Here is a 24,565-nt window from a genome sequence, read left to right as displayed (position 1 = left end):
CTACCGTTTGCCTGTCGCAGCCCGTTCGTAAAGCGCCAGATAGTCCGGGGCACGACGTTCCCATGTGAGGCATTCGATCACGCGTTGACGAACTTTATCCGGAATCGTTGTGCCTGCTTGTTGCAGGATGGTGGCAGCAAGCATCTCGATATTTCCAAAGGGATAAGCACCTTTTGCACCGGCAATCTTCAGGATGGCCATGCTTCCAGGAATGTCCGAGGTGACAACAGGTATGCCATGTAACAGCATTTCGATAAGTGCTGTCGGCATACCCTCCTGTCGTGAGGGAAGTACAAAAACGTCACAATTTGCCGTCATGGCTGCGACCTTGGCATCATCAAGGACGCCATAAAATACAATCCTGTCCTGGACCTTGCGATCACCGGCAAGTTTTTCAAGGCGCGAACGATCCGGCCCTTTTCCCACAATATGAAAAACCGCCTGTGCCATCTTTGGCAGGCATAGCGCTTCGATGACGTGATCCAGGCATTTGACTTCATCAAGGCGGCTCACAGAAAGGATTGAAGGTTTTCCACGCAGCGGCACACCCTGATGGCGCGGCAGGGGCCGTATATCCGCCTGGCGGATACAATTTGGAAGCACAGATGCACGATCGACGGGTAGTCGCATTTCGTCGCGTATGAAACTCATCCAATGCTCATTTTCAAGGAGAGCTGCGAAGCAATGGGTGTAGAGAAATCTTTCTACGGTCTTGTCGTAAAGCCTTTTCTTTATAAATTGCTTAACCTTCCAGAGCATCCATTGCATGGCTTGGGTTGGTGGAATCTGGTCGTAATAGGCATGGGGGGTAAAAATAAACGGCTTGCCTTTTAGGGTGGCTAGAAAGGCAAGAAATGCCATTCGTGGCAGTCGCGGCCCGTGAAGATGCACGACATCTGTCCGGCAAATTTCTTTGAATAACGTTATCCCAACTGCGTTGATAACGCTGTAGCGGCTTCCGGTTGCATCGGTTTGCTCAGCAGCTACCGTTGGCTCGGCACCCAAATCGCTTAATTCCTGGCATAGACCATGGATGAACCTTGCAACGCCGCCACCGCCTTTTAAGGGCTCGTAGGTCTTGTCGAGCGTTACATGCAATATTTTCGTCATGCTATTGGACAGGCTGTCATTTTTGATTGCTCGATTTCCATTTGCTGCCGCATTTTGCCGAAACGTTCACGGGAAGGCAACGGGTGCGGGTCTTTATTGGACTTATTTCACCGAGGTTGCGGTTTAATCCTTGAAAGGTAGAGACTAGTATCAGGAGCTTTAAAATTTTCTGTTAAACATCCGGGATTGAAAATTGGCAGGGTGGCCGTCAGGTCTGGAGAACAGCTTGAAATGTCTATGGATTACCAGGATGCCGCCTTACCCGCCTTTCTATGGCGGGGACGCAATTTATTCGTCCCATTTGATTGAGGCCCTCGCGAAGGCGGGGGCGTCGGTTGCGGTTCTTTGTCAGGCGCCAGACCGCCGGGAAGTTCCCGGAATTCCAGAAACCGCAGGAGTTACCTGGCGCATCGTGTGTGCTCGCCAACGTCGTCAGGCGGCAAGCCTGTTTAGCACCCTGCCGAGCCTGGCCTATCGTTTTGGTGGAGTGAAAATTCGCGCCGCCCTTGAAGAGGAACTTGGGGCGAAGGACTGGGACGCGATCCTGATCGATCACATCGGAACGGGGTGGGCAATCGCGCCGATCCTGCGCCATTACCGGAACCGGACGCCTCCCGTTCTGGCCTATGTCTCCCATAATCACGAAGAGACGACCCGGTATGACGTCTATCGCGACTTTCATGGGGCTTTATTTATGAAATTCGGATTGTTTCTGGACGCGATCAAGACCACGCGCCTGGAACGCCGGGTAACGGAATGCGTCAATCTGATCACCGTCAATACCGAAGAAGACCGGGCCCTGTTCCAGACGCACAAACTGGCGGCGCATCTCCTTACCCTGCCGCCCGGCTACGATGGGCCGGTTCGTGAGCGGTCCCCGGATTTTGCAGAAATCCCTCGGCGGGTTGTCGTGCTTGGTAGTTTCAACTGGGTTGCAAAGCGCATGAATCTGGAGGCGTTCCTTGCCATTGCCTCACCACGTTTTGAGGCAGCGGGCGCGGAAATTGTTGTCGTTGGCGATATGCCCGATGGTTATGGCAAGGCCATCGAGGCCCGCTTCGGGGCAGTGCGCGCCGTTGGACGGGTGGAAGATGTTTATTCTTTTTTGCGAGAATCGCGTGTCGGGATTATCCCGGAACAGTCCGGCGGTGGTTTCAAGCATAAGGCGCTTTCCTACATATTTCAGCGCCTGCCGATCGCCTGTCTGGAAGGGTCCGTGGCGGGGCTTCCGATGCGCGCCGGAGAGGGGATTCTCGTCTTTCCGGATATGAAACGTCTGGTCGAAGGCGTGCTGGAAAGTCTGGACGATGCGCACCTGCTCAATCGATTGCAGGGCCGCGCTTTTTCGCAATGCAGGGAAGGTTTTTCCTGGGCCGAACGTGGCGAATGGCTGCTTGCAGGTCTTCGGAAAGGGTAAGCGGCGAAATGCCAGATGCTTCAAAAACAGACCCGCGCCGTTCCTTCAAAGACGCCATGCTGGCGGCCGTTGTGCGGGCCCTAAACCCACGCTATCAGCATTTTCCTGTGGAAAAATTCGACGAATTCCATCGCATTCTCGATGTCGGTGGCGAGCCTGCGGACGCAATCATCGCCAAACGGCTTTTTCGCACGGTTGCGATTGAAGCGGTAAACATCAAGAAGCCTCTGGAAGAAATTGCCGGATATAAATTATTTGAGAAATACCATGTTGCAGACCTTGATAAGTCGGACCTCACCTTTCTGGCGAACGAACGCTTTGACTATGTCATCAGTTCGCACCTCATTGAACATCTGGGCCATGGGGAAAAAATTGTTTCTGAGATGTGCGACAAAATCCGGCCAGGTGGCCACCTCTATCTCGAATGGCCTTCCATCGAATCGAAGCATTTTCCGATCCGTGGCGTTGGGCTGAATTTTTATGACGATGGCACCCATGTCGATACCTTTCCATTGGAACGGATAGAAAAAATCATACGCGGCAAGGGCCTGGAAATTCTTCGCGCCGGCAAACGGCGGCATCCATTGAGGATGCTTCTGGCACCCGTTCTGGTTCCCTATCGTTGCATCCGGAACCGGACGTTTGTGCTTTATGATTTGTGGGATTTTACAGGCTTCTGTTACGTCATCGAGGCCGTCAAGCCGATAAGGCCTAGCCCTGAGCGGAAGCCGTAAGGAGGCGCAATTGCGCGGATTGCCTAAGCCAATCGTTCGAACGCTGGAGGCCTTTGCCCCAAAGGCGGCGGTCGCGCTTCGGGCGTGGAAGCATTTCTATTCTGGCGAGGCAGAACTTCGTCTGTTGCCGGCATTGTGTGATCGTGAGAAATGCGCCTTCGATATTGGTGGAAACCTGGGCGTTTACACATATTTTATGGCCCGTTTTTCCAAAGCCGTGATGACGTTTGAGCCACATCCGGAGCTTGCGGCGCAACTGCGTCGCGGTTTTGGTGGCAGGGTGCAGATTGAGGAATGCGCGCTTTCCAGCCGGGAAGGGGTTGCCGCCCTTTCCATTCCCCTCGTCGAAGGCATTGAAGAGCCGGGGCTTGGAAGCATTGATGGCGAAGGCGCGGCGGGCCTTCCAATTGGGCGCAAGGTCGAAGTCCCGACCCGCTGTCTGGACGATTTTCTGGAGCGGCCCGTTGGGTTCGTGAAAATCGATGTGGAAGGCCATGAGCTGTCGGCCCTTGAGGGTGGGCGGCGCTTTATTGCCGCTCACCGCCCAAGCTTCCTGATTGAGGCCGAGGAACGGCATCGCAAAGACGCCATCGGCACGCTTGTCGCTTTTTTAAATAGGCATGGCTATGCCGGCTATTTTCTTAAGGACCGAGAACTTTATCCCATCGAGGCCCTCGGGAAGGCTGGCTCCAATATGTTCATTCCGAACAATTTTCTCTTCTTTGCAGGCGATGCCCAGCGGGATCGTGTACGCTTGTTCCTGGAACAAACGGCATGAGTGAAAGGATAGCCATCGTTACCCGGCATTACGCGCCCGAACCAACCGGGAGCGCGCCCTTTATTGCCGATCTTGCAAAATGGCTGGCCGCCAGCGGAAGCAACGTAAGCGTGCTTACGGTCCGGCCGGGCTATCCGGTTGGGATGGCGTTTCCAGGCTTTGCGGCGGGGGAACGGGATCACGGGATTGAAGATGGCGTTGTGGTGCATCGCACCCCGACACTGGCGTCACGCTGGGGCGGTCTGCTTGGCCGGGTTCTTCCGGAAGGTGCATTCTTCGTGCATCTGGTGGCGGGCCGTCTTCGGGGGCATCATGCACCCGCGCCCTGTGTGGTCTCGCTCTCACCTTCGATCCTTGCGGTTTTCGGGGCGCTTTTCTTAAAGGCGCGTGGTGGGCGTCACGTGGCGGTTGTTCATGACATTCAATCGGGGTTGGCGCGCGCGCTTATGCGTGGCGGTGGGGCGTTGGCTTTTCTTGCCGAACGTCTGGAAGCGACTGTCCTTAATCGCGTCGATCACGTTATCGTGCTTTCGGATCACATGGCGGATCACATACGCAGCATTGGCGTCCGCGTGCCGATTGCTGTTTTTCCAACGCCTGTCGATACAAAGATGGTTTTCCCTTTACCGAGGCCTGATGCCGCCCCGCCGACCCTGATGTACAGCGGAAATCTCGGGCATAAACAGGGGCTTGAGCAGGTTCTCGCCATGGCTTCCTGCGTGCAGGAACGCGCCCCGGATGTGCGCATCCTCCTTCGCGGCGGCGGCAGTCAGGAAGTCGCGTTGAAAGCGCGGGCTCGTTTCCTTGGTCTTGGAAATGTGCATTTTGAAGGGCTGGTCCCGGCACACGCATTCAACCAGTCGCTTTGCGAAGGCGATGTGCATCTTGTTCCCCAGCTTGAGGCCGGAGCAAGTTTTGCAGTGCCAAGTAAAATTTATACAACCATGGCCGCCGGCAGACCCTCGATTGCTACGGCTCTGCCGGGCACGGCGCTTTGGAAGTTGATGGAAAACACCGGCGCATGTCTCTGTGTTCCGCCAGACGACCCGGAAGCTTTTTCCGGGGCTGCACTCGCACTTTTGGAAGATCCGAAGCGACAACGCGCGATGGGCATGGCGGGGCGAAACTACGTATGCCAGAATGTCGATCGTGACGTAGTGTACCCAGCGATGTTAAGAGTTTTGATGCCGAAGACGGTAATCACGCCAGCATAAAGCGGGAAACATGTAGTGCTTAAACAAATGATTCAATCCGTGCTACGTGCCATGGGGTATAAATTGTGGCGTGTACCCAGCATGACGTCACATGATCCTGATCTGGATTATGAAATGGTGCTGCCAATTATGAGTTATGCGCCTTGGCTATCTGATTCCGAGTTCCAAAAAGTTTATCAGAAAGTTTCATCGAATTGTCTCGTTGATCAATATCGTTGCTATGAACTTTAGTCGCTTGCCTTACAGGCAGCCAAGCTTCCAGAGGGAGACATCCTTGAGGTGGGTGTATGGCGCGGCGCATCCGGCTGCCTTTTAGCGTATAGATTTCAGCAGGATATACCTGAAGCCAACGTCTTTCTTGCGGATACGTTTGCTGGTGTTGTGAAGGCCGGGCCAATTGATGGCGGTTATGTGGACGGTGCTCATGCCGATTCTAAGCAAGAAGATGTCGTGAACCTGGCCCGCAAATTGGGAGTAAATATTGAGCTCTTAATAGGGGTATTTCCCGATGAAACGGGAGACGCAATTTCTAAGCGGTGTTTTCGTTTTTGCCATATTGACGTTGATATTTATCAATCTGCTAAGGATATCCTTGAGTGGGTATGGCCTAGGCTGGTCGTCGGTGGGATTGTTGTGTTTGATGATTATGGTTTCACTTATTGTCCGGGGATTACACGGCTTGTGAATGAATTGGCCTATGAATCAGACCGCTTATTCATACATAACCTGAACGGGCATGCTATTTTCGTGAAAAAAGAAAGAAGTCAGTAAAAAATGATGGGGAATATATCGTGAGACAACAGGTTCTGATCACCGGCGGCGCCGGCTATATCGGCTCGGTCCTGACGCCGATGTTGCTTAAAGAGGGCTACCGGGTCACGGTGCTGGACAATTTCCCAAGCGGCAACACCTATCTTGCGGAGTGCTGCCAGTTTGAATATTTTACGCCCATTCGCGGTGACACGCGGGATGAGCGGCTGCTGAAAAATTTGCTTCCGAAGGCCGATATCGTCATTCCCCTGGCCGCCCTGGTTGGCGCGCCCCTTTGCGATCGGGACCCGTATAACGCGGTGGCTGTGAATCGCGACGCGGTTCTGAAAATTGTTGAGATGGTCGGGACGGAACAGAAAATCATCTTTCCGAACAGCAACAGCGGTTATGGGACGGGGGACGCGGATGTGCCCTGCACCGAGGAAAGCCCTTTGCGTCCCATCTCGCTTTACGGCAGGACGAAGGTCGAGGCGGAAGAAGCCATTCTGAGCGCAAACAAGGGGGTCACGCTCCGTCTGGCCACGGTCTTTGGCGTCTCGCCACGCATGCGGCTGGATCTTCTCGTAAATGATTTTACTTATCGGGCGATTCGGGACCGTTTCATCGTTATTTTCGAAGGGCATTTCAAGCGGAACTACATCCATGTCCGCGACGTTGCAAAGGCATTCATGCATGCGATTGCAAATTACGATGCGATGAAGGGGGATGCCTACAATGTCGGCCTTTCCGATGCCAATCTTTCAAAAATCGAATTGTGCCAGCTTATTCAATCCGTCCTGACGGATTTTGTCTATCTGGAGGCCCCGTTCGGAGAGGACCCGGACAAGCGGAACTACATCGTCTCGAACGAGAAAATCGAGGCCACCGGGTATTGCCCCGACTGGGCGCTCAAAGCGGGCATCGGTGAGCTTGCGAAAGCCTATACAATGATCGACAGTTCGAAATTCTCGAACGTGTAAATTTTCATCACTTTCCGGATTGGAAACAGCTCATGCATGTTCTTGTTACTGGCGGAACGGGATTTCTGGGGCGTCATCTTGTGCGCGTCCTCGAACGGGACGGCATGTCGGTCGTGATCGTAAATACGAAAACCTGCGATCTTACGCGACAGGAAAATCTTTTATCCCTCAAGGATGAAAAATTCGATCGGATCTATCATTTGGCCGCCTGGACGAAGGCAGGCGACTACTGCCTGTATCACAAGGGCGAACAATGGATCGTCAACCAGCAGCTCAATACGAATGTTCTGTGGTTCTGGAAGGAATTTCAGCCCCAGGCCGAGTTGGTTGCCATGGGGACCAGTTGCGCCTATTCCCCGGGATTTCCCTTGAAGGAAGAGAGTTACATGAAAGGGGATCCGGACCCGGATCTTTATACCTATACGATGACAAAGCGGATGCTTTACGAGGGACTGGTCGCCCTGCGTCATCAGTATGGTCTGAACTACCGCTATCTGGTTCCCTCCACTTTGTACGGACCCGAGTTTGATCCTTCAGATACCCACTTTGTCTTCGATCTGATCCGGAAGATCGTGGCTGGCAAGGAGAATGGCGACCCGGTTGTCTTGTGGGGGGATGGTTCGCAAATACGCGAATTGATTTATGTCGAAGATGCGGTGCGTCTGATCGAACTTACGGCCGGAAAAATATCAAACGACATCCTCAATGTGGCCAGCGGGGCCGGCTATTCGATAAAGGAATATGCCCAAAAGATATGCGAGATCGTCGGATACGACCCGGATGACATTCAATATGATACCAGCCGCTATGTGGGCGTTCTGAAAAAGATACTCGATACATCCAGGATAGACAGCCTGTTTAATTTCGATTACACGCCGTTGGAAACGGGATTGCGTGCGACGATCGATTCCTATCTGTCCGATCGCCTGAAGCGGCTTTCGTAACAGGGGAGCCGGTCATGCTGTTGGTCAGCCGAACGCCACTTCGCGTTAGCTTGTTTGGGGGGGGGACGGATTATCCGGAATATTTCCGGGAACAGCCGGGGGCAACCCTTGGCTTTGCGATCGATAAATACATCTATATCAGCGCCTTGCCACTGGGCGCGATGGTGCAGTATCGCTACCGGGTTGGTTACTCGCGGGTCGAGACTTGCGAGAAGGTGGAAGAAATTCAGCATCCGGTTGTCCGGGAAGTGATGCGCGAGGAAGGCTATTCCGTGCCGACGGATTTCAGCGTTCAGGCCGACCTTCCGGCCGGTGCGGGACTGGGAAGTTCCTCGACCTTTACGGTCGGATTTCAACATTTGATCTGGAGGCTTCAGGGCAAGCCATGCGACCCGATGGCGCTTGCCAGAAAGGCTATTCATGTGGAGCATGAAATCCTGAACGAACGGGTCGGCATTCAGGACCAGCTCCATGCAAGCTTTGGCGGGTTGCGGCGCTATGATTTTCACAAGGATCAAATATCGGCGCAAAAAATCCAGATTTCCAACGAAGGAATTAACCGGTTAACGGAATGGATGCTCCTCATTTTCACCGGTCAGACGCGGCGTGCAAGCCACGTTCTGGACGAGCAGATTGCGCGTATGACAACCCGCAAGCTGGATGCGAATTTAGGCCGCATGCGTGACATGGTGGATGAAGCGCAGCGTATCCTGGAAGGAGGAGGCGACGCGGCGGAAATTCCTGGCCGTCTTGCCCTGCTTCTGAACGAGTCTTGGCAGTTGAAAAAGGGGTTGTCTTCAAAGGTTACAAACGACGCAATCGACGAGCTTTACGATCTCTGCCTGCGCGAAGGGGCACTCGGGGGCAAGCTATGTGGCGCGGGGGCCGGCGGCTTCTTGCTTGTCATCGTGCCGCCGGAACGCCGAACGGCCTTGATGGAAAAGATTGGTCTCCGAAACTGTGTTGCGTTTTCGGTCGATAAAGAAGGCGCTACAATTCTTGAAATGAAACCGTAGTGATGTCCGCCATTCAATCCAATGGCCCTATGAATGGGGCCGTTTCCTGAGCACGAGGTGAAACCCCATCTCAGGGTTCATTGCAAAATTCCAGTCCAGTGAAGTCGGATTTCCGGATCCTCTCGGAAAATCAGCGATGGCAAAAGCAATCTCCGCTTCCTCAAAGCCGAACGCCGCGCATCTCTCAATCCACCAGTCTTTCGGCTTCACGGTCTTGTGCCAGTTAATCCCCATTAGAGGATCGATGTCGTCAGTGGTTGCCACGGAAGCAACGAAGAGCCCGTCGTCTCGCAGATGATCCCGCACGTTCCGAAAGAAGCTCTCCAGCGCCGTCGCCTCCAGATGTTCGAGGACCTCCCATGCGCCGATGACCCGAAAGGTCTTTGGTCCATCGCCGTCCTTTTCGCGCAATTGGAAAGGCTTCGTAATGTCGGCCGTAAACAGGCGATCCGGAATAATGCCCCAGAAGGCGCGTTTGTGCTTCCGGCTATAGTCCGAGCCCTCGATGCCATAGGCCTCAAAGCCACGCATCAGGAAGTCGAAGACCAGGCCGCCGCCGGAACAGCCAAGATCCAGATAGGCGAGATCATTTCCGAGGCATTTTTTTAACGCCGCCACGAATCGCGGATGGCGCGTGATGTCGTTCTTCGTGCCTTTTGGATGCAGGTGATCGTTGGAGGCAATGGCGACTGGATGTTCAGTCGTGATTGAAACATTTCCGGGTTTCGGCAAATCCGATTTGCTCGCAAACGTTGCCACGTCCGAGAAGAGAACCTCGAACTGAGCCTGGCACAGGCGAAGCTCCTGCTCCAGTTGTTTGATCCTGGGGTCCCTGCCGATGAGACGCTTGATGAGGCATTTTAACATGTCCATTTGAATCTACCGTTATCTGCCCGTTCCATGGGCATCGAAGCGCTTTTTTGGAAGGCTGGCGCAGGCCTGCTGAATGGCGGCATGCCAGCTCGATGTGAAATCATCCGGCAATTGTGCGCGAGAATCGGAGGCGACCAGTCTTGCCGCCTCTTTCAACGCGTTCTGGATGGTGACGGGTTCCACATCGTCCAGCCAGACCACGTTCGGATTGTCTCCGAAACGCGCAACGCCCCATTCAAACCGGGTGGCGACGACAACGCCATCCATGGCAAGTATCTCAAACATGATGCCGCTTGTGCCAACCCCGTAGCTAGCCTGCGTCATAGGGAAGCACCAGGATGTCGAGCGAACCGAGAAGCGAGGCATAGGCATCGGCGTTGAGATGTTCGTCGATGATTTGGACGCTTCCTGCGTCCTGCCATTTGCGGCGAAGTTCGGCTGCCAGCCTTTCTTCTTCGGGCATGTTTGAAGGATTAAGCTGCAGAATAACCTTTGCCGGCGGGCCAAAGGCAAGGGCTTCCCCGGTAACGCGATCATAGGCTGCAGCCCCTTTCTCCAGGCGGAAAAGGCCAATCAGTCCAATGATCAGCGGGTCCGTCGCTTGTCTGGGACGCCTTGCGCCGGAGGGGCGGCGCATGGGAATGCCGACAAGGCTTCCCGGAAGTCCCGTGACGGCCTCCCAATAGGTTAAGGCAACCCTGGAATCGGAAACCGGATACAGGTAATGCCGTTTTGACAGCCATCGCGTCATGCGGTCAATCAAACGTGATTTCCAGGAAACCCGTCCAACGATGCCTGCGGCATCCCGCCGAAAGACGAACAGGGCAACCGTTTTGTGTCTGGATATCTGAAAAACGGACGCCAGAAAAAAAATAACGAAATCCCGAAATTCCGGAGATGGAAAGAGGATCAGTTGCGTTCGCCGGTTTCGCAGCAATCTGTGAAACAGCCAAAGACTTCCAAAATAACGCCCAAAGCGGGAAGGTGTTAAAGGCATTTTTGGAAGGCTGGCAAGGGCCTGTTGAATGACGGCATGCCCATCGCGATAGGGTGCGATGGTCACGGTGCCGAGCGGTGAGAGGGCCTCTTCGAGGGCGGCGAGGTAGTCGCTTTGATGCCCACCCGTTATTCGCCCGGTCACAAAATCGGCGAGGATGATTGCCGCCGAAGAAGAACGTTCACTTGTCATTGGCGGGGTGCGTGTCGGCATCTTCATCTAATACGCATTTTCATTCTTGAACAAAACCAGGATCGTGCGGAGGATGATTCGAAGGTCGAACAGCAACGACCAGTTTTCGATGTAATGGAGGTCGTGTTCAAGGCGCCGTTGAATTTTTTCTTCATTATCGGTCTCACCGCGCCAGCCGCTGACCTGCGCCCATCCGGTGATGCCGGGTTTTACCTTATGCCGGCTGGCATATTGCGAGACAACCTCTTCATAAAGCCGGTTGCCCGCCTTTGCCTGCAGCGCATGGGGGCGTGGCCCAACGATCGACATGTTCCCTTGTAACACGTTGAAAAACTGGGGGAGTTCATCCAGGCTTGTCCGCCGCAAAAAGGCACCAAACGGGGTCACTCTTGAGTCTCCCTTTGTCACCAGCTTGCTTGCGTCCTGGTCTGTCTGGCCATGATGCATGGTTCTAAATTTATAGACTTCGATGAGTTGATTGTTAAACCCATAGCGTTGCTGGCGAAACAGAACCGGGCCGGGGCTGGTGGTTTTGATGACGATGGCGATCAGCAACATTATCGGAGCGGAAGCGGCCAGAAGGACGGCGCCGGCCACGCGGTCTTCGATTATTTTCAGGACGTAATTCCAATCCGAAATTGGCTTGTCGAAAATATCCAGCATCGGAATGCTGCAGCAGCGGTCAAAATTATGAAACAGGGGATTTAATCCAATCTTGTCCGGGCTTAATCGGATGCGCGCCGGAATGACTTTGAGTTTTCTGAAAATGTCGAGCAACCGGTTTTCGGCCTCCCAGGGAATTGCGATCAGCACTTCATCGACCCGCGTATGTCTGGAAAATTCAATCAGGCCATCCAGATTGCCTTGCAGCCTGTGGTTTCCCAGCTGGCATGGGATGCGGTCGGTGCGGTCATCGAAAAAACCAAGAATCCGAATCCACGGCTCGCGATGTTTCTCCAGCGCTTCGAGCAGGCGAACCCCCTGTTCGCCGCCGCCAACGATAACGAGGTTGCGCGTTAGTTTTCCGGCTCTTGCCAGAGAGCGAACCAGATAGGACGTTGTGCCCCTGAGTATGCTCAACGCTGCGACGGTCAGCAGATACCAGGAAAAAAACCATATGCGCGAATATTCGAAGGAAAGCTTTAATGCGAATGCGAGCCCGATCAGGACAAGGAACAGGATGGAAACGCTGAGGATAATTCGTTTGATCGAATAAAGATGGCGCAGAAGCGAATCGAAGCCATACAAGCCAAGAAAATAAAACGTGGTTACAATGATAGCGGACTGAATGACCATGGCCGTGACATAAAGCTGCGCCTTGTCCTCCGCATTCCAGCCGAGATAGGCGAGATAGAGGAACAAGCCAGTCAGAAAAACGGCAAGCCCGTCGCCAATGGCAAACAGCCCCGCCGCAATACGCGGCGAAAATGCCTTGCCGCGTCGAAGGTCGTGCTTTGCGTCACGTTCTGCCATAAAAATTTCCGTATTCTTTGCCCCTGGAAAGGGCTCTTTTTTTATTATGTCCAGCGCGCCAGCCTACAGCAAAATGGCCGTGCATGCTGGCAAAGGCGGGGTTTTTTCAATCTTTTCCAGCGGTTGCCAGCGTTTTTCGGGAATAACTGTCGTGTCGGAAAGGGCGTTGCGATCGGCTCTGACCGTATTTATGATCGTATTTGAACGGAAGGATGGATTCCCTTGGGCAGAATTGGTGCGAATTTAAGGCTGAAAACCGCCATGGCATTGCTGCTGCTGGCGGTTGTCGTGCTGGCACCCGGGGCGTTTGCCTATCCGTCTGCCGCGCCGGTGGCTTCAATGGAAAGCGCCGACACGCATTCTACTTCTATGCATTCTGCGCATTCTACGGATAGGACTCAGGGTTCGGCCCATGCCTGTTGCGACCAGCATGAAGGCGGGGCCTGTCCGGCGGATATGAATTGCAACCTTCCCTGCGGCGCATTTTCCGGGTTGTTTGCGGTCCTTCCGGAAATTCGTTCTGCTGAAAGAACGCCGAAAATGTACGATCCAATCCAGACCGACTGGAACCGGGATGGCCGGTTGATTGCGCAGAACACGCCGCCTCCTCGAAGCTAGATCTTTTCAACGCATTTTCAGGCCTGCATTTTTTGCGGGGCTATTTTCGCAGGCCCATTGGCCTGTGCGCGTAATGTAAAGATTTCGGCTTTGAAAAAAAGGGGCGTACCTCATGACCTCACCTATCTTCACTTGCATGCTGGCCGTTGTGGCGGGCGTGCTGCTTGCGGTTCCGGTTGCCGCGCAACCCCTGGGCCTGGCCGAAAGTGTGACCATTGCCGTGCGGGCCAATGATCCGAGCGTGGCGCTCTTTGACGAACGCGCCGAGGCGTTGGAAGAACGCGCCATTGCCGACAGCCAACTCCCTGATCCGACCTTCACGGCGCGCATGCAGAACGTGCCGCTTTCTTCCCTGGACATCAACCGCGAAGGCATGACGCAATTGTCTCTTGGCGTGCGCCAGGCCTTTCCAAAGGGCGACAGCCTTCGTCTGATCCGGCGAAAGCGTTTTAGCGAAGCTTCGGCCGAGCGCGAACAAAAAACGTTGCGCGAGCGGCAGATCGCCCTTCAGACGCGCACCGCATGGCTGGAGATTTTTTACTGGCAGGGTGCGCACAGGATTATCAAAGAAAGCCGGGCGCAAATTGCCGAGCTTGGCGGCATTGCAGAGGCAGTGTTTGCCACTGGACGCAGTGCTGCGCAGAATGTGCTGCGCATTGATCTGGAAACCAGTCTTTTGGACGCGCGCCTGGTGGAAATTAGCCGCAAGGCGGATATGGCGCGTGCGGACCTTACCCGGCTGATCGGCATGGCCGATGCGGTGCGTCCGTTGCCAGGGACATTGCCGCATTTGCCACCCCTTCCGGCGGTGCAGGAAATAAAGACGGGCCTGATCCATCATCCAAGCATGAAGGCGTTTGATGCCAGAATCGCCGCCCGTGACCGCGACGTGGACATTGCGGGTGAGCAATACAAACCCGGCTTTTCCGTTGAGGGCGCCTATGGCCTGCGTGACAGCCGCTCGGATTTTGGCACAATCGGTGTGGTGCTCAGCGTGCCGCTTTTTACCGCGAACCGCCAGGCCCCAAACCTTCGCGCCGCCAAGCGCCTGAAGGCTTCCGAGCGTCTTGGCCGCGACGCGCAATTGCTGGAATTGAACCGTGAGCTTGGACGCGCCTACGCTGAATGGACGCGCCTTGGCGAGCGTGTCGCACTTTACGATGGCGACGTGCGCAAACGGGCGCAACACGCCGCCGGGGCCGCTCTCATCGGGTATGAAAATGAAACGGCGGATTTTTCCGAACTGGTGCGCGCAGAACTTGCCGTGCTGGACGCCGAGTTAACCCTTTTGCATCTGCGCACCGACCGTAAAAAAGCCCATGCGGCGTTGCTCTACCTCAATGGAGAAGGCCATGAATAAGCCAAAGATCATCGGGTTCGCTTTCGTGCTGGCCCTTGGCCTTGCGGGCGGCTTTGCCCTGTCGGAATGGACGGGTCATGGCGGCGGCAAAAGTGATGCGCCCGCATCGGATACAAAAAAGATTCTCTATTGGCAGGCCCCGATGGACCCGAATTTCAGAAGGGACCAGCCCGGAAAATCTCCCATGGGGATGGATCTGATCCCGGTCTATGGGGAGGAAGAAGCTGGCGCGGGTGATAAAAATTATGTGCGCATCAACCCGGTGGTTGAAAACAACATCGGCGTGCGCATTGCGCGGGTTGTGCGCGCGACGCTTTACCGCAACATCGATACGGTTGGTTTCGTGCGCGCCGACGATGACAAAACCGCCATTGTGGATGTGCGTTCCGAAGGCTGGATTGAAAAACTTTATGTGAAATCACCGGGCGAGGTGGTGCGCCGTGGTCAGCCCTTGTTTGATCTTTATTCGCGGCCTCTGGTGAGTGCGCAGGAAGAATATTTACAGGCGGTGCGTATTGGCAAGGCCTCGCTGATCCGCGCGTCGAAGAGCCGTTTGCAGGCCCTTGGCATGAGCGTGGCGCAGATTGCATCGGTTCGGAAGTCCGCCAAGGCGCAGCGCCTGATCCGTATGTATGCGCCACAAGACGGCGTCATCACCATGCTTGGTGCGGGCGAGGGGGCCTTCGTCAAGCCGGGCCGGCAGATTATGATGCTGGCGGACCTTTCAAGGGTCTGGGTGTTGGCGGAAGTTTTTGAAAGTCAGGCCGGGTGGGTGAAAGCCGGGCAAAACGTGGACATGCGCATCGATGCCAGCCCCGGGCGCGTCTGGAAGGGCGTGGTGGATTATGTCTATCCCACGCTGATTGCCAGTTCGCGCACCGTGCAGGTGCGCCTGCGGTTTGACAATCCGGATGGTGCCTTGAAGCCGGACATGTACGCAAAAGTGAACATCAAGGCCGAGCCGCATGTCGGCGTGCTGGCGATTGATCGCGAGGCCCTGATCCGTACCGGCAAGGCGGACCGGGTGATCCTGGCCCTTGGCGATGGGCGCTTTCGCCCGGCCCATGTGGTGGCCGGAATGGAATCGGGTGACAAGGTTGAAATCCTGGAGGGTCTGGCAGAAGGCGAGACCGTGGTTATTTCCAGCCAGTTCCTGATTGATTCCGAAGCCAGTCTGCGCGGCACCAGCCTGCGCATGTACGCGCCCGTTACGGATTTTGCCAGCGAGGCTGAAACCACGGGCGTGGTGGAATCCATGATGGCTGACCACGGGATGATTGCCATTCGTCACGAGCCCGTTGAGGCTTTTGGCTGGCCTGCCATGAACATGAATTTCGTCATCAATCCAGGTTTTTTGCAAAACCTTGAGGCCGGGGATGCCGTGCGTTTCACCATTCGCGGAAAGGCGAATAAAAACGGGGATTTTGTCATCACGGCCATTCGGAAAGTGGCGAAGAAAAAAGGACCGGTGCAATGATTGTCGCGCTCATCCGCTGGTCCATCGGCAACCGTTTTCTGGTCGTCATGCTGGCTTTGTTGCTGGCGGGCTGGGGGGCCTATGCGTTGAAAAATACGCCCCTTGATGCCATTCCGGACCTTTCCGACGTGCAGGTGATTATCAAGACCTCTTATCCGGGTCAGGCGCCCCAAGTGGTCGAGGATCAGGTGACCTATCCTCTGACAACCGCCATGCTGGCGGTGCCGGGCGCAGTCACGGTGCGCGGCTATTCTTTCTTTAATGACAGTTTTGTCTACATTATTTTCAAAGACGGCACGGACCTCTATTGGGCGCGTTCGCGCGTGCTCGAATATCTCTCGCAGGTTGCACCGACCCTGCCGGATGGGGCCAAACCGGCCCTGGGGCCGGATGCCACGGGTGTCGGCTGGGTCTATCAATACGCGTTGATCGATCGCACCGGAAAACATGACCTGGCGCAATTGCGCTCTCTTCAGGACTGGTTTCTGAAATATGAATTGCAGACCGTGCCGGGGGTTTCCGAGGTTGCCAGCATTGGTGGCATGGTTCGCCAGTACCAGGTTGTTGTCGATCCGGACAAGTTGCGAAGTTTTGAAATTCCGCTTTCGAAAGTGCGCACCGCCATCGCGCGCGGCAATCAGGAAAGCGGCGGGCGCATCATTGAAATGGCCGAGGCCGAATACATGGTGCGCGCCAGTGGCTACATCAAATCAGAGGCAGATTTGCGCCAGATTCCGCTGAAAGTCACCAAAGACGGCACGCCGGTGCTTCTTAGGGACGTGGCGCAGATTCGCATCGGACCGGAATTGCGCCGTGGCATTGGCGAACTGAATGGCGAGGGCGAGGCCGTTGGCGGTATCATCATCATGCGTTTTGGCGAAAATGCCCTTCGCGTCATTGAACGCGTGAAGAAAAAGCTGACGTCCTTGGAAAAAAGTCTGCCCGAAGGGGTGGAACTGGTTACGACCTATGACCGCTCGTCGCTGATTGAACGCGCCGTCGATACGTTGCGCGAAAAGCTTACCGAAGAATTCATCGTCGTCATTCTGGTCTGCGCCATCTTTCTTTTTCACCTGCGTTCGGCCCTGGTCGTTGTGCTTAGCCTGCCCCTGGGCGTGCTCATCGCCTTTATCGTGATGAACCTGCAGGGCATCAACGCCAATATTATGTCATTGGGCGGCATTGCCATTGCCATTGGTGCCATGGTCGATGCGGCCATCGTGATGATTGAAAACATGCACAAACATATTGAGCGCACGGGGCTGACAAAAGAAAACCGCTGGCGTCTCGTTGCCGATGCGGCCACGGAAGTGGGGCCGGCGGTCTTTTTCTCGCTGCTGATTATCGCGTTCAGCTTTGTGCCGATTTTTGCTCTGGAGGCCCAGGAAGGCCGCCTATTTCATCCCCTCGCCTATACCAAAACCTACGCCATGGCGGCGGCGGCGGGACTTGCCGTTACGCTGGTGCCGGTGCTGATGGGCTATTTCATTCGCGGGCGCGTGTTGGCGGAACAGAAAAATCCGATCAACCGGATGCTGATCACCCTCTATCGGCCCTTTATCGGCCTGGTGTTGAAACACCCTGTCCGGATGTTGCTTGTCGCAGGCCTTGTGCTGGCAAGTGCAATGGTGCCGTTGTCGCGTGTGGGCGGCGAGTTCATGCCGGATCTCGATGAAGGGGATCTTCTTTATATGCCGAGCGCCTTTCCCGCAGCCTCGGCGGGCAAAATGGCGCAAATCATTCAGCAGACCAACAAGCTGATTATGACCGTGCCAGAGGTAAAAAGCGCCTATGCCAAGGCCGGACGCGCCGACACCGCAACCGACCCGGCGCCGCTGACCATGGTGGAAACGACCATCCGCCTGCATCCGCACGATCAGTGGCGGCCCGGCATGACCATGGAAAAGCTGAAGAAGGAACTCGATCGCATCGTGCAGGTGCCAAGCCTGACAAATGTGTGGATCATGCCGATTAAAAATCGCATCGACATGCTGGCCACCGGTATCAAGACGCCCGTTGGCATCAAGGTGGCCGGCCCCGATTTAAAGGGCATCGGTGCGATCGGCGAGGCCATTGAAAATGTCATCAAAACCGTTCCCGGCACGGCGTCCGTCTATGCGGAGCGGGTCACCGGAGGACGCTTTATCGATATCGATATCCGCCGCGCCGAAGCGGCGCGTTTTGGGCTTAACGTGGCCGATGTGCAGGACGTGGTGCGAACGGCCATTGGCGGCATGACGATTACCCAGAGCGTTGAAGGGCTGGAGCGCTATCCGATTAATCTTCGCTATCCGCGCGATTACCGCGATAGTCTGGGAAAATTGAAAACCCTGCCGGTGGTCACACCCATGGGCGCGCAGATTCCCCTTGAGCGGCTTGCCGATATTTCCATTTCCGACGGGCCCGGCGTGATCCGTAGCGAAAACGCCCGGCTGAACGGGTGGATCTATGTGGACATTGCAGGCCGTGATATCAGCTCTTACGTGGCCGACGCTAAAAAGGCGGTGGCTGCGGGCATCGTTCTGCCGCCGGGTTATTCGCTCACCTGGTCTGGCCAGTATGAATATATGGAGCGCGCGAAAGAACGCCTGTCGGTGGTGGTGCCGGTGACCCTTGCTATCATTCTTTTGCTTCTGTTTTTGAACTTCCGGCGCGTTGCGCCGGTGTTGATTATCATGAGCACGTTGCCGCTGGCGCTTGTTGGCGGTCTGTGGCTTATGGCTTTGCTTGACTACAATTTCTCGGTGGCCGTGGGCGTCGGCTTTATCGCCCTTGCCGGGGTGTCGGTCGAAATCGGCGTTTTGATGATGGTCTATCTGGAACAGGCCCTGACCGGGCAACGTGCCATCGCTGAAAAAGAGGGCCGCGTGTTGACCCTGGACGATCTGCGCCACGCCATCGTCCATGGCGCCTTGATGCGCGTGCGTCCGATCCTGATGACGGTGACGGCGACCATCGCCGGGCTGCTTCCCATCATGCTTGGGTCCGGCACCGGATCGGAAGTCATGCGCCGCATTGCCGCCCCCATGGTGGGGGGCATGGTGAGCGCCACGGTACTTACCTTGCTGGTTATTCCGGCGGTGTTTCTGATCTGGAAACGGGCCGGACTGCGTTAGTGCGACGCTTATGCGCGTGGTGCTTGTGTGGCAGGGGTGGCCGCCTTTTCAAGGAGGCGGCTGAGTTCTGGTTTGCACGAACCGCAATTGGTCCCCGCGCCAAGGCTTTCGCCAATTTCGTCGAGGCTTGTCAGGCCGCCAAGCGCGATGGCGGAAGCGATTTGCTTACAGCCTATGGAAAAACATGCGCAGACGATGGCCCCGATATCCTTTCGGCCGGCGGGTGGCTGACCGGAAAGCAGGGTTGCGCGCTCTAACGCGGTAACGCTTTCTGCCGCAAACAATTGCCCGATCCAGTCGAAGGCTTCTTCGACCTGGACATCGGCTACGAACAGGCTGGCTTCAAGCCGCCCATCCATGAAGCAGGCATAGCGATAGATGCCCGAGGCGGCATCCCGGTAAGATATCCATTCGGCGTCCTTGTGCGCATCGGGCAAAAGCATGCGCGCATGGGCATCCCAATCAACCGGGGTTTGCCTGCCTGCAAGGTGGTGACGCCAGAAGCCGTTGCCGCGCGCACATGTCCAATAATCTGCGGCGGCGGGGCGAGTCCTGTTCCGGGTTAACGCCAGGGCCTGCCACGAGGTTGATACAGGTTTGATAGCAACCGGCGTGTGTTTTAATTCGGGCTGGCCAGAGACCGGGTCCGTCACGGGATTGACAAGATTGGCGACGCAGCCCGCATTGGTAAATTGATTGTTCCAATGAATGGGGACGAAAACCTGCCCGGGAATTTGGCCGGGTTCGGTCGCAATCCGGGCCGTCATTTCACCCCACCGGCTGACGAGGCGCGCAAAATTCCCCGCCTTTAATGCGTAGGCCGTGGCATCGTTCGGGTGAATTGCGATCGTCGGTTCTTCCATATGGGCTGATAGTTTTGGCGAGGCCCCGCTGCGCGTCATGCTGTGCCAATGGTCCCGGGTTCGACCCGTGTTCAGGACAAGGGGATAGGCCCTATCGCGTTCATGGCTGGGGGCGTTGGCCGGGCTATGGGGCGGCACGGCAACAAATTGCGCGCGGCCATCAGGGTTGAAAAATTTTCCGGTCGTAAACAGGCGCGCGGTACCGTTGGCCTGCGCGTTCGTCACTGGCCATTGAATAGGGGCAAGGGCGTCGTACCCGGCATCGTCAAGCAATGCCAGGCCGGAAATGTCGAAACTGCGCGTGCCATTGTTTTGGTGGCCGGACAAGGCCGCATGCTCGCGGAAAATATCTGCCGGTGCTTGATAGCGAAAGCCGGTCACAAACCCCATGCGTTTTGCAACTTCGCAGAAGGCCCACCAATCGGCCTTGGCTTCGCCGGGCGGATCCAGAAAGGCGCGTTGGCGCGAAATGCGACGTTCGGAATTGGTGACGGTTCCATTTTTTTCGCCCCAGGTCAGCGCTGGTAGCAACACATCGGCATGGGCGGTGGTGTCGGTCTTTGCCATGCAATCGGACACCACAACCAAAGGACAGGCGGCAAGCGCACCGGCGACACGCCCGGCATCGGGCAGGCTGACAACCGGATTGGTTGCGACGATCCAGATGGCCTTGATCTTGCCGTCGGCAACGGCCTGGAACATGTCCACGGCCTTGAGCCCCGGCGTGTCGGCTATCACCGGCGCGGTCCAGAATTTTTGCACCAGGTTGCGATGGGAAGCGGTTTCGATGTTCATATGGGCGGCAAGCTGGTTGGCCATGCCGCCGACCTCGCGTCCCCCCATGGCGTTCGGTTGGCCGGTCAGGGAAAATGGCCCCATGCCGGGACGGCCAATGCGGCCCGTCACCAGATGGCAATTGAGGATGGCATTGACCTTGTCGGTTCCGGCAGAGGATTGATTGATCCCCTGGGAATAAAGGGTCACCGTGCGTTCGGTTTTGGCAAACCAGTCAAAGAATTTTTTGACGTCCGCTGTGGCAAGGCCGCAGGCGGTCGCGATGTCCTCAACCCTTTCAGGGCCAAGTCTGGCCACCGCCAGGGCCGGGTCGAGGCCCGTGGTGTGGTCTGCGACGAAGCCGCTGGAAATTTGATCCTTGGCAGCCAGATGCATCAAAAGGCCGTTGAACAGCGTGGTGTCGCTGCCAGGCTTCAGCGCTAGGTGGAGATCGGCTCCTTCGCAGGTGGCGGTGCGGCGGGGATCAATGATCACCATCCGCCGGGTGGGGTTCTTTTCTCGTGCCGCCATGATCCGTTGGTAAAGCACCGGGTGGCACCAGGCGGCATTGGAACCGGCAAAAATGACAAGGTCGGCTTCGTCGAGGTCCTGGTAATTTCCGGGCACGCTATCGCTGCCAAAGGCGCGCTTGTGTCCGGCCGTCGATGAGGCCATGCACAGCCGTGAATTGGTGTCGATATTTGCGCTGCCGATAAAGCCCTTCATCAGCTTGTTGGCGACGTAATAATCTTCGGTCAGAAGTTGACCGGATACATAGAACGCCACGGCGTTCGGTCCATGTTTGGCGATAGTTTTGGTGAAGCCTTCTGCGGCGCGGAAAAGAGCGGTGTCCCAATTCGTGCGTTTCCCATCGACCATGGGATGAAGCAGGCGGCCCTTATGGTCGAGGGTTTCGTCCAGGGCGGCGCCCTTGGAACAGATCCGGCCGAAATTGGCTGGATGTGCAGGGTCGGGTTTGATGACAACGTCACCCGCAACGCCGCATGACGCAATCAGGCCACAGCCGACCCCGCAATAGGGGCACGTGGTCTTGACCTCTCTTGTCATTGGACGGAAGTGACGGCCTGGCCGTTTTTGGCGAGGTTGATTTCGATCTTGTCATTGGCAATGCGCACAGCATAGGTGGTGACGCAGCCCTGATCGGGGGCGACGGCTTTGCCGGCGGCAAGGTCGATGGTCCAGTCGTGGAGTGGGCAGGTCACGCGCCCGCCATGGACGATGCCCTGGCTCAGCGGCCCGCTCTTATGTGGGCAGCGATCCTCAATCGCGTAAATCTGGTCCCCGGCGACGCGGAAAACGGCAATGTCGATGCCGTTCCTGCGCACCACCCGCGCGCCCAGGCGCGGGATGTCTTTGACATGGCCAATGGCGACCCAATTGCTCATGCGCCTAGCTCCGCAAGGGGTACGTATTCGCGCCGTTCGGGGGCGTCTTTTTCGGTCCGCCTGGCCCATGGATCGTGCTGGCATGCGGCCTGGGCGGCGAGAAAACGGGCATGGAGGCTTTGACGGCCTTTGGCATCTTCGACAACATGCGATTTGACATAGGCAAGGCCGACCCGTTCGATCCAGGGGGCGGTGCGCTCCAGATAATGCGCCTCTTCGCGGTAGAGCTGCATAAAGGCGCCGCAATATTCCTTCACCTCGTCGGGTGTTGTCACCCGGCACAAGAGGTCGGTGGTGCGAATCTTGACGCCGCCATTGCCGCCAACATGAAGTTCCCATCCCGACTCCACGGCCACCACGCCGAAATCCTTGATGGTGGCTTCGGCGCAGTTGCGTGGGCATCCCGACACCGCCATCTTGAACTTATGGGGTGTCCAGCTGCCCCAGCACATTTTTTCAAGTTCGATTCCCATGGCGGTTGAATCCTGGGTGCCGAAACGGCACCATTCAGAACCGACGCAGGTTTTGACGGTCCGAAGCGACTTGCCATAGGCGTGGCCCGATACCATCCCGGCGGCGTTCAGATCGTGCCACACGTCTGGCAGGTCTTCCTTCTTCACGCCCAGCAGGTCGATGCGCTGGCCACCGGTAATTTTCACCGTCGGGATTTCGAATTTGTCGGCGACATCGGCAATGGCGCGCAATTCCGCAGAATTTGTCGTGCCGCCCCACATGCGCGGCACCACCGAATAGGTGCCGTCTTTCTGGATGTTGGCGTGGGCGCGTTCGTTGATAAAACGCGACTGACTGTCATCCACATATTCATCCGGCCAGGCGCAGATCAGGTAGTAATTCAGCGCCGGGCGGCATTTCTGGCAACCGTCAGGCGTGTGCCATTCCATGAATTCCATCACATCGGGAATGGACATCAGCTCCTGATCCAGGATTGCGTGCCGCACCGTGTCATGGCTGTGTTCGGTGCAGGGGCAAAGGGGCTTTTCCTTGGGCGTTGCGGAATAGTCGCCGCCAAGGGTGAACGCGATGAGCTGTTCCACCAGGCTGGTGCAAGATCCACAGGAAGAAGACGCCTTGGTGTGGGCGCGCACCTCGTCCAGGGTGAATAATTTCTTGGTCGTAATTGCGTTGACGATTTTACCCTTGCAAACGCCGTTGCAGCCGCAAATTTCGGTGTTGTCGGGAAGGGAAACGATCGACTGGCTGGTGCCATGTTCCGAATTGCCAAGATAGGCCTGGCCGAACACCAGCCCGTCGCGCATGGCCGAAATATCGGTGCCGTCGCGCATCAGCCGGAAATACCAGCTGCCGTCAATGGTGTCGCCGTAAAGCACGGCACCCTTGATGCGCCCGTCTTTGAGGACCAGTTTTTTATAAACGTTGCTCGCCTTGTCCTGGAGCACCACTTCTTCGGTGCCGTCGCCGCCGGAGAAATCCCCTGCCGAGAACAGATCAATGCCTGTTACTTTGAGCTTGGTAGAGGTGAGAGAGCCGCTATAGGCGGCATAGCCAAGCATTGCCAGATGTACGGCGCAGACCTTGGCCTGTTCGAACAGGGGCGCGACGAGGCCATAGCAGGTGCCCCGGTGCTGGACGCATTCGCCAACCGCGTAGATGGCAGGGTCATAGGTCTGCAAGGTGTCACCCACGACGATCCCGCGTTCCACATAGAGGCCCGCCTTACGGGCAAGGCTGACATTTGGTCGAATGCCGACCGCCATGACCACCAGATCGGCGGCAATTTTCCGACCGTTCTTGAGGCGTACGGCGCTGACATGGCCGTCGCCCAGGATGGCCTCGGTCTCGGCCTCCATGGCGAAGGTCAAGCCGCTTGTGTTGAGGGAGGCGCGAAGCATTTCACTTGCGGCTTTATCTAGCTGACGGTCCATCAGACTGGTGCTGAGATGCACCACGGTGACCGACATGCCCCGCTTCATCAGGCCGTTTGCAGCTTCCAGGCCAAGCAGGCCGCCGCCGATTACCACGGCGTTTTTGTGTTTATCGGCAGCCTGGATCATGGCGTCGACGTCATGGAGGTCTCGGAAGGTCACGACCCCGGGAAGGTCAGCACCGGGCAGCGGCAGTATTACCGGATCGGACCCGGTTGCCAGCAGCAACCGGTCATAGGGGGTCGTCTCTCCCGTCTCATCCGTTACATTGCGCACACGCCGGTCGATGCCGACAATTTTACGATCGGATTTCAGAGTGATTCCGTTGGCGTCGTACCAGTTGAAATCGTTGAGCATGATTTCATCAATGGTTTTTTCCCCGGCCAACACCGGCGACAACAAAATCCGGTTGTAATTGCCGAAGGGTTCCGCGCCGAACACGGTGATGTCGTAAAGGTCGGGCGCCAGCGCCAGCAGTTCTTCGACGGTGCGCATTCCGGCCATGCCATTGCCAATAACGACCAAGCGTTTTTTCATAAGCCTTCTCTCCTTTTGCCTGGCTTTCGGGC

Annotated in this window: 21 protein-coding genes; 13 read left to right on the top strand and 8 right to left on the bottom strand. The window is 56.3% G+C overall.

Annotated features, from left to right (window positions below; all coding sequences use genetic code 11):
• Complete coding sequence (locus COA65_06870; protein ID PCJ59149.1) at positions 1-1,110, bottom strand: glycosyl transferase family 1; 1,110 nt, start codon at positions 1,108-1,110, stop codon at positions 1-3.
• Between the two features lie 250 nt (positions 1,111-1,360).
• Here COA65_06870 and COA65_06865 point away from each other — a divergent pair, with 250 nt between their 5' ends.
• From COA65_06865 to COA65_06830, 8 genes are all read left to right on the top strand, one after another.
• Positions 1,361-2,527, top strand: a complete 1,167-nt coding sequence (locus tag COA65_06865) for a hypothetical protein (GenBank protein PCJ59148.1) — start codon at positions 1,361-1,363, stop codon at positions 2,525-2,527.
• Positions 2,461-3,261: a hypothetical protein gene (locus tag COA65_06860; GenBank protein PCJ59147.1), complete on the top strand. Its 801-nt coding sequence runs from the start codon at positions 2,461-2,463 to the stop codon at positions 3,259-3,261. The genes COA65_06865 and COA65_06860 overlap by 67 nt, the downstream gene beginning before the upstream one ends.
• Positions 3,262-3,280: 19 nt before the next feature.
• Positions 3,281-4,039, top strand: a complete 759-nt coding sequence (locus tag COA65_06855; GenBank protein PCJ59146.1) for an FkbM family methyltransferase — start codon at positions 3,281-3,283, stop codon at positions 4,037-4,039.
• Positions 4,036-5,253 carry a glycosyltransferase WbuB gene (locus tag COA65_06850; protein ID PCJ59145.1) on the top strand — a complete coding sequence of 406 codons (1,218 nt, stop codon included), beginning with the start codon at positions 4,036-4,038 and terminating at the stop codon, positions 5,251-5,253. Before COA65_06855 ends, COA65_06850 begins: the two co-directional genes overlap by 4 nt.
• A 270-nt stretch (positions 5,254-5,523) precedes the next feature.
• Positions 5,524-6,024, top strand: coding sequence for a hypothetical protein (locus tag COA65_06845; GenBank protein ID PCJ59144.1), 501 nt, complete (start codon positions 5,524-5,526; stop codon positions 6,022-6,024).
• 20 nt (positions 6,025-6,044) lie between these two features.
• Complete coding sequence (locus COA65_06840; GenBank protein ID PCJ59143.1) at positions 6,045-6,983, top strand: hypothetical protein; 939 nt, start codon at positions 6,045-6,047, stop codon at positions 6,981-6,983.
• A 32-nt stretch (positions 6,984-7,015) separates the two neighbouring features.
• The gene (locus COA65_06835; GenBank protein ID PCJ59142.1) at positions 7,016-7,927 is read left to right on the top strand and encodes a GDP-fucose synthetase; all 912 of its coding nucleotides are present in this window, start codon (positions 7,016-7,018) and stop codon (positions 7,925-7,927) included.
• A gap of 14 nt (positions 7,928-7,941) precedes the next feature.
• Complete coding sequence (locus tag COA65_06830) at positions 7,942-8,943, top strand: GHMP kinase (GenBank protein ID PCJ59141.1); 1,002 nt, start codon at positions 7,942-7,944, stop codon at positions 8,941-8,943.
• 27 nt (positions 8,944-8,970) lie between these two features.
• On the opposite strand, the gene COA65_06825 is transcribed toward COA65_06830, so the two are convergent.
• The 4 genes from COA65_06825 to COA65_06810 are packed head-to-tail and all read right to left on the bottom strand — an operon-like array spanning position 8,971 to position 12,478.
• On the bottom strand, positions 8,971-9,816 hold the full coding sequence (locus COA65_06825) for a hypothetical protein (protein PCJ59140.1): 846 nt from the start codon (positions 9,814-9,816) through the stop codon (positions 8,971-8,973).
• A gap of 12 nt (positions 9,817-9,828) precedes the next feature.
• Positions 9,829-10,140, bottom strand: a complete 312-nt coding sequence (locus COA65_06820; protein PCJ59139.1) for a hypothetical protein — start codon at positions 10,138-10,140, stop codon at positions 9,829-9,831.
• On the bottom strand, positions 10,127-11,032 hold the full coding sequence (locus COA65_06815; protein ID PCJ59138.1) for a hypothetical protein: 906 nt from the start codon (positions 11,030-11,032) through the stop codon (positions 10,127-10,129). The genes COA65_06820 and COA65_06815 overlap by 14 nt, the downstream gene beginning before the upstream one ends.
• The gene (locus tag COA65_06810; GenBank protein ID PCJ59137.1) at positions 11,033-12,478 is read right to left on the bottom strand and encodes an undecaprenyl-phosphate glucose phosphotransferase; all 1,446 of its coding nucleotides are present in this window, start codon (positions 12,476-12,478) and stop codon (positions 11,033-11,035) included.
• Between the two features lie 46 nt (positions 12,479-12,524).
• On the opposite strand from COA65_06810, the gene COA65_06805 reads away from it, so the two are divergent.
• The 5 genes from COA65_06805 to COA65_06785 all read left to right on the top strand — a co-directional run bounded on the left by COA65_06805 (position 12,525) and on the right by COA65_06785 (position 19,049).
• Positions 12,525-12,725, top strand: coding sequence for a hypothetical protein (locus COA65_06805; GenBank protein ID PCJ59136.1), 201 nt, complete (start codon positions 12,525-12,527; stop codon positions 12,723-12,725).
• Between the two features lie 14 nt (positions 12,726-12,739).
• On the top strand, positions 12,740-13,096 hold the full coding sequence (locus tag COA65_06800) for a hypothetical protein (protein PCJ59135.1): 357 nt from the start codon (positions 12,740-12,742) through the stop codon (positions 13,094-13,096).
• A gap of 112 nt (positions 13,097-13,208) precedes the next feature.
• Entirely contained in the window at positions 13,209-14,456 is a 1,248-nt protein-coding gene (locus COA65_06795) for a hypothetical protein (GenBank protein PCJ59134.1), read from the top strand.
• Positions 14,416-15,933 carry an efflux transporter periplasmic adaptor subunit gene (locus COA65_06790; protein ID PCJ59133.1) on the top strand — a complete coding sequence of 506 codons (1,518 nt, stop codon included), beginning with the start codon at positions 14,416-14,418 and terminating at the stop codon, positions 15,931-15,933. Before COA65_06795 ends, COA65_06790 begins: the two co-directional genes overlap by 41 nt.
• Positions 15,930-19,049: a CusA/CzcA family heavy metal efflux RND transporter gene (locus COA65_06785; GenBank protein PCJ59132.1), complete on the top strand. Its 3,120-nt coding sequence runs from the start codon at positions 15,930-15,932 to the stop codon at positions 19,047-19,049. Before COA65_06790 ends, COA65_06785 begins: the two co-directional genes overlap by 4 nt.
• Positions 19,050-19,057: 8 nt before the next feature.
• On the opposite strand, the gene COA65_06780 is transcribed toward COA65_06785, so the two are convergent.
• The 3 genes from COA65_06780 to COA65_06770 are packed head-to-tail and all read right to left on the bottom strand — an operon-like array spanning position 19,058 to position 24,533.
• Positions 19,058-21,754 carry a nitrate reductase gene (locus COA65_06780; protein ID PCJ59131.1) on the bottom strand — a complete coding sequence of 899 codons (2,697 nt, stop codon included), beginning with the start codon at positions 21,752-21,754 and terminating at the stop codon, positions 19,058-19,060.
• Complete coding sequence (gene nirD / locus COA65_06775; protein PCJ59130.1) at positions 21,751-22,092, bottom strand: nitrite reductase (NAD(P)H) small subunit; 342 nt, start codon at positions 22,090-22,092, stop codon at positions 21,751-21,753. The genes COA65_06780 and nirD overlap by 4 nt, the downstream gene beginning before the upstream one ends.
• Positions 22,089-24,533: a nitrite reductase large subunit gene (locus COA65_06770; GenBank protein PCJ59129.1), complete on the bottom strand. Its 2,445-nt coding sequence runs from the start codon at positions 24,531-24,533 to the stop codon at positions 22,089-22,091. Before COA65_06770 ends, nirD begins: the two co-directional genes overlap by 4 nt.
• Positions 24,534-24,565: the final 32 nt, after the last annotated feature.

It is taken from the genome of Rhodospirillaceae bacterium (genome assembly GCA_002746255.1).
GTDB lineage: Bacteria > Pseudomonadota > Alphaproteobacteria.
The sequence above is the reverse complement of the archived record's forward strand: the minus strand, read 5'-3'. Positions and strand labels throughout refer to the sequence as shown.

Excerpts from the sequence above, each read along its gene's own strand:
- COA65_06770 (PCJ59129.1), bottom strand. The coding sequence starts at position 24,533 with ATGAAAAAACGCTTGGTCGTTATTGGCAATGGCATGGCCGGAATGCGC.
- COA65_06815 (PCJ59138.1), bottom strand. The coding sequence starts at position 11,032 with ATGAAGATGCCGACACGCACCCCGCCAATGACAAGTGAACGTTCTTCT.
- COA65_06865 (PCJ59148.1), top strand. The coding sequence starts at position 1,361 with ATGCCGCCTTACCCGCCTTTCTATGGCGGGGACGCAATTTATTCGTCC.
- COA65_06820 (PCJ59139.1), bottom strand. The coding sequence starts at position 10,140 with ATGACGCAGGCTAGCTACGGGGTTGGCACAAGCGGCATCATGTTTGAG.
- COA65_06790 (PCJ59133.1), top strand. The coding sequence starts at position 14,416 with ATGCGGCGTTGCTCTACCTCAATGGAGAAGGCCATGAATAAGCCAAAG.
- COA65_06860 (PCJ59147.1), top strand. The coding sequence starts at position 2,461 with ATGCAGGGAAGGTTTTTCCTGGGCCGAACGTGGCGAATGGCTGCTTGC.
- COA65_06870 (PCJ59149.1), bottom strand. The coding sequence starts at position 1,110 with ATGACGAAAATATTGCATGTAACGCTCGACAAGACCTACGAGCCCTTA.
- COA65_06850 (PCJ59145.1), top strand. The coding sequence starts at position 4,036 with ATGAGTGAAAGGATAGCCATCGTTACCCGGCATTACGCGCCCGAACCA.
- COA65_06810 (PCJ59137.1), bottom strand. The coding sequence starts at position 12,478 with ATGGCAGAACGTGACGCAAAGCACGACCTTCGACGCGGCAAGGCATTT.
- COA65_06795 (PCJ59134.1), top strand. The coding sequence starts at position 13,209 with ATGACCTCACCTATCTTCACTTGCATGCTGGCCGTTGTGGCGGGCGTG.
- nirD (PCJ59130.1), bottom strand. The coding sequence starts at position 22,092 with ATGAGCAATTGGGTCGCCATTGGCCATGTCAAAGACATCCCGCGCCTG.
- COA65_06825 (PCJ59140.1), bottom strand. The coding sequence starts at position 9,816 with ATGGACATGTTAAAATGCCTCATCAAGCGTCTCATCGGCAGGGACCCC.
- COA65_06805 (PCJ59136.1), top strand. The coding sequence starts at position 12,525 with ATGTCCAGCGCGCCAGCCTACAGCAAAATGGCCGTGCATGCTGGCAAA.
- COA65_06785 (PCJ59132.1), top strand. The coding sequence starts at position 15,930 with ATGATTGTCGCGCTCATCCGCTGGTCCATCGGCAACCGTTTTCTGGTC.
- COA65_06780 (PCJ59131.1), bottom strand. The coding sequence starts at position 21,754 with ATGACAAGAGAGGTCAAGACCACGTGCCCCTATTGCGGGGTCGGCTGT.
- COA65_06800 (PCJ59135.1), top strand. The coding sequence starts at position 12,740 with ATGGCATTGCTGCTGCTGGCGGTTGTCGTGCTGGCACCCGGGGCGTTT.
- COA65_06835 (PCJ59142.1), top strand. The coding sequence starts at position 7,016 with ATGCATGTTCTTGTTACTGGCGGAACGGGATTTCTGGGGCGTCATCTT.
- COA65_06830 (PCJ59141.1), top strand. The coding sequence starts at position 7,942 with ATGCTGTTGGTCAGCCGAACGCCACTTCGCGTTAGCTTGTTTGGGGGG.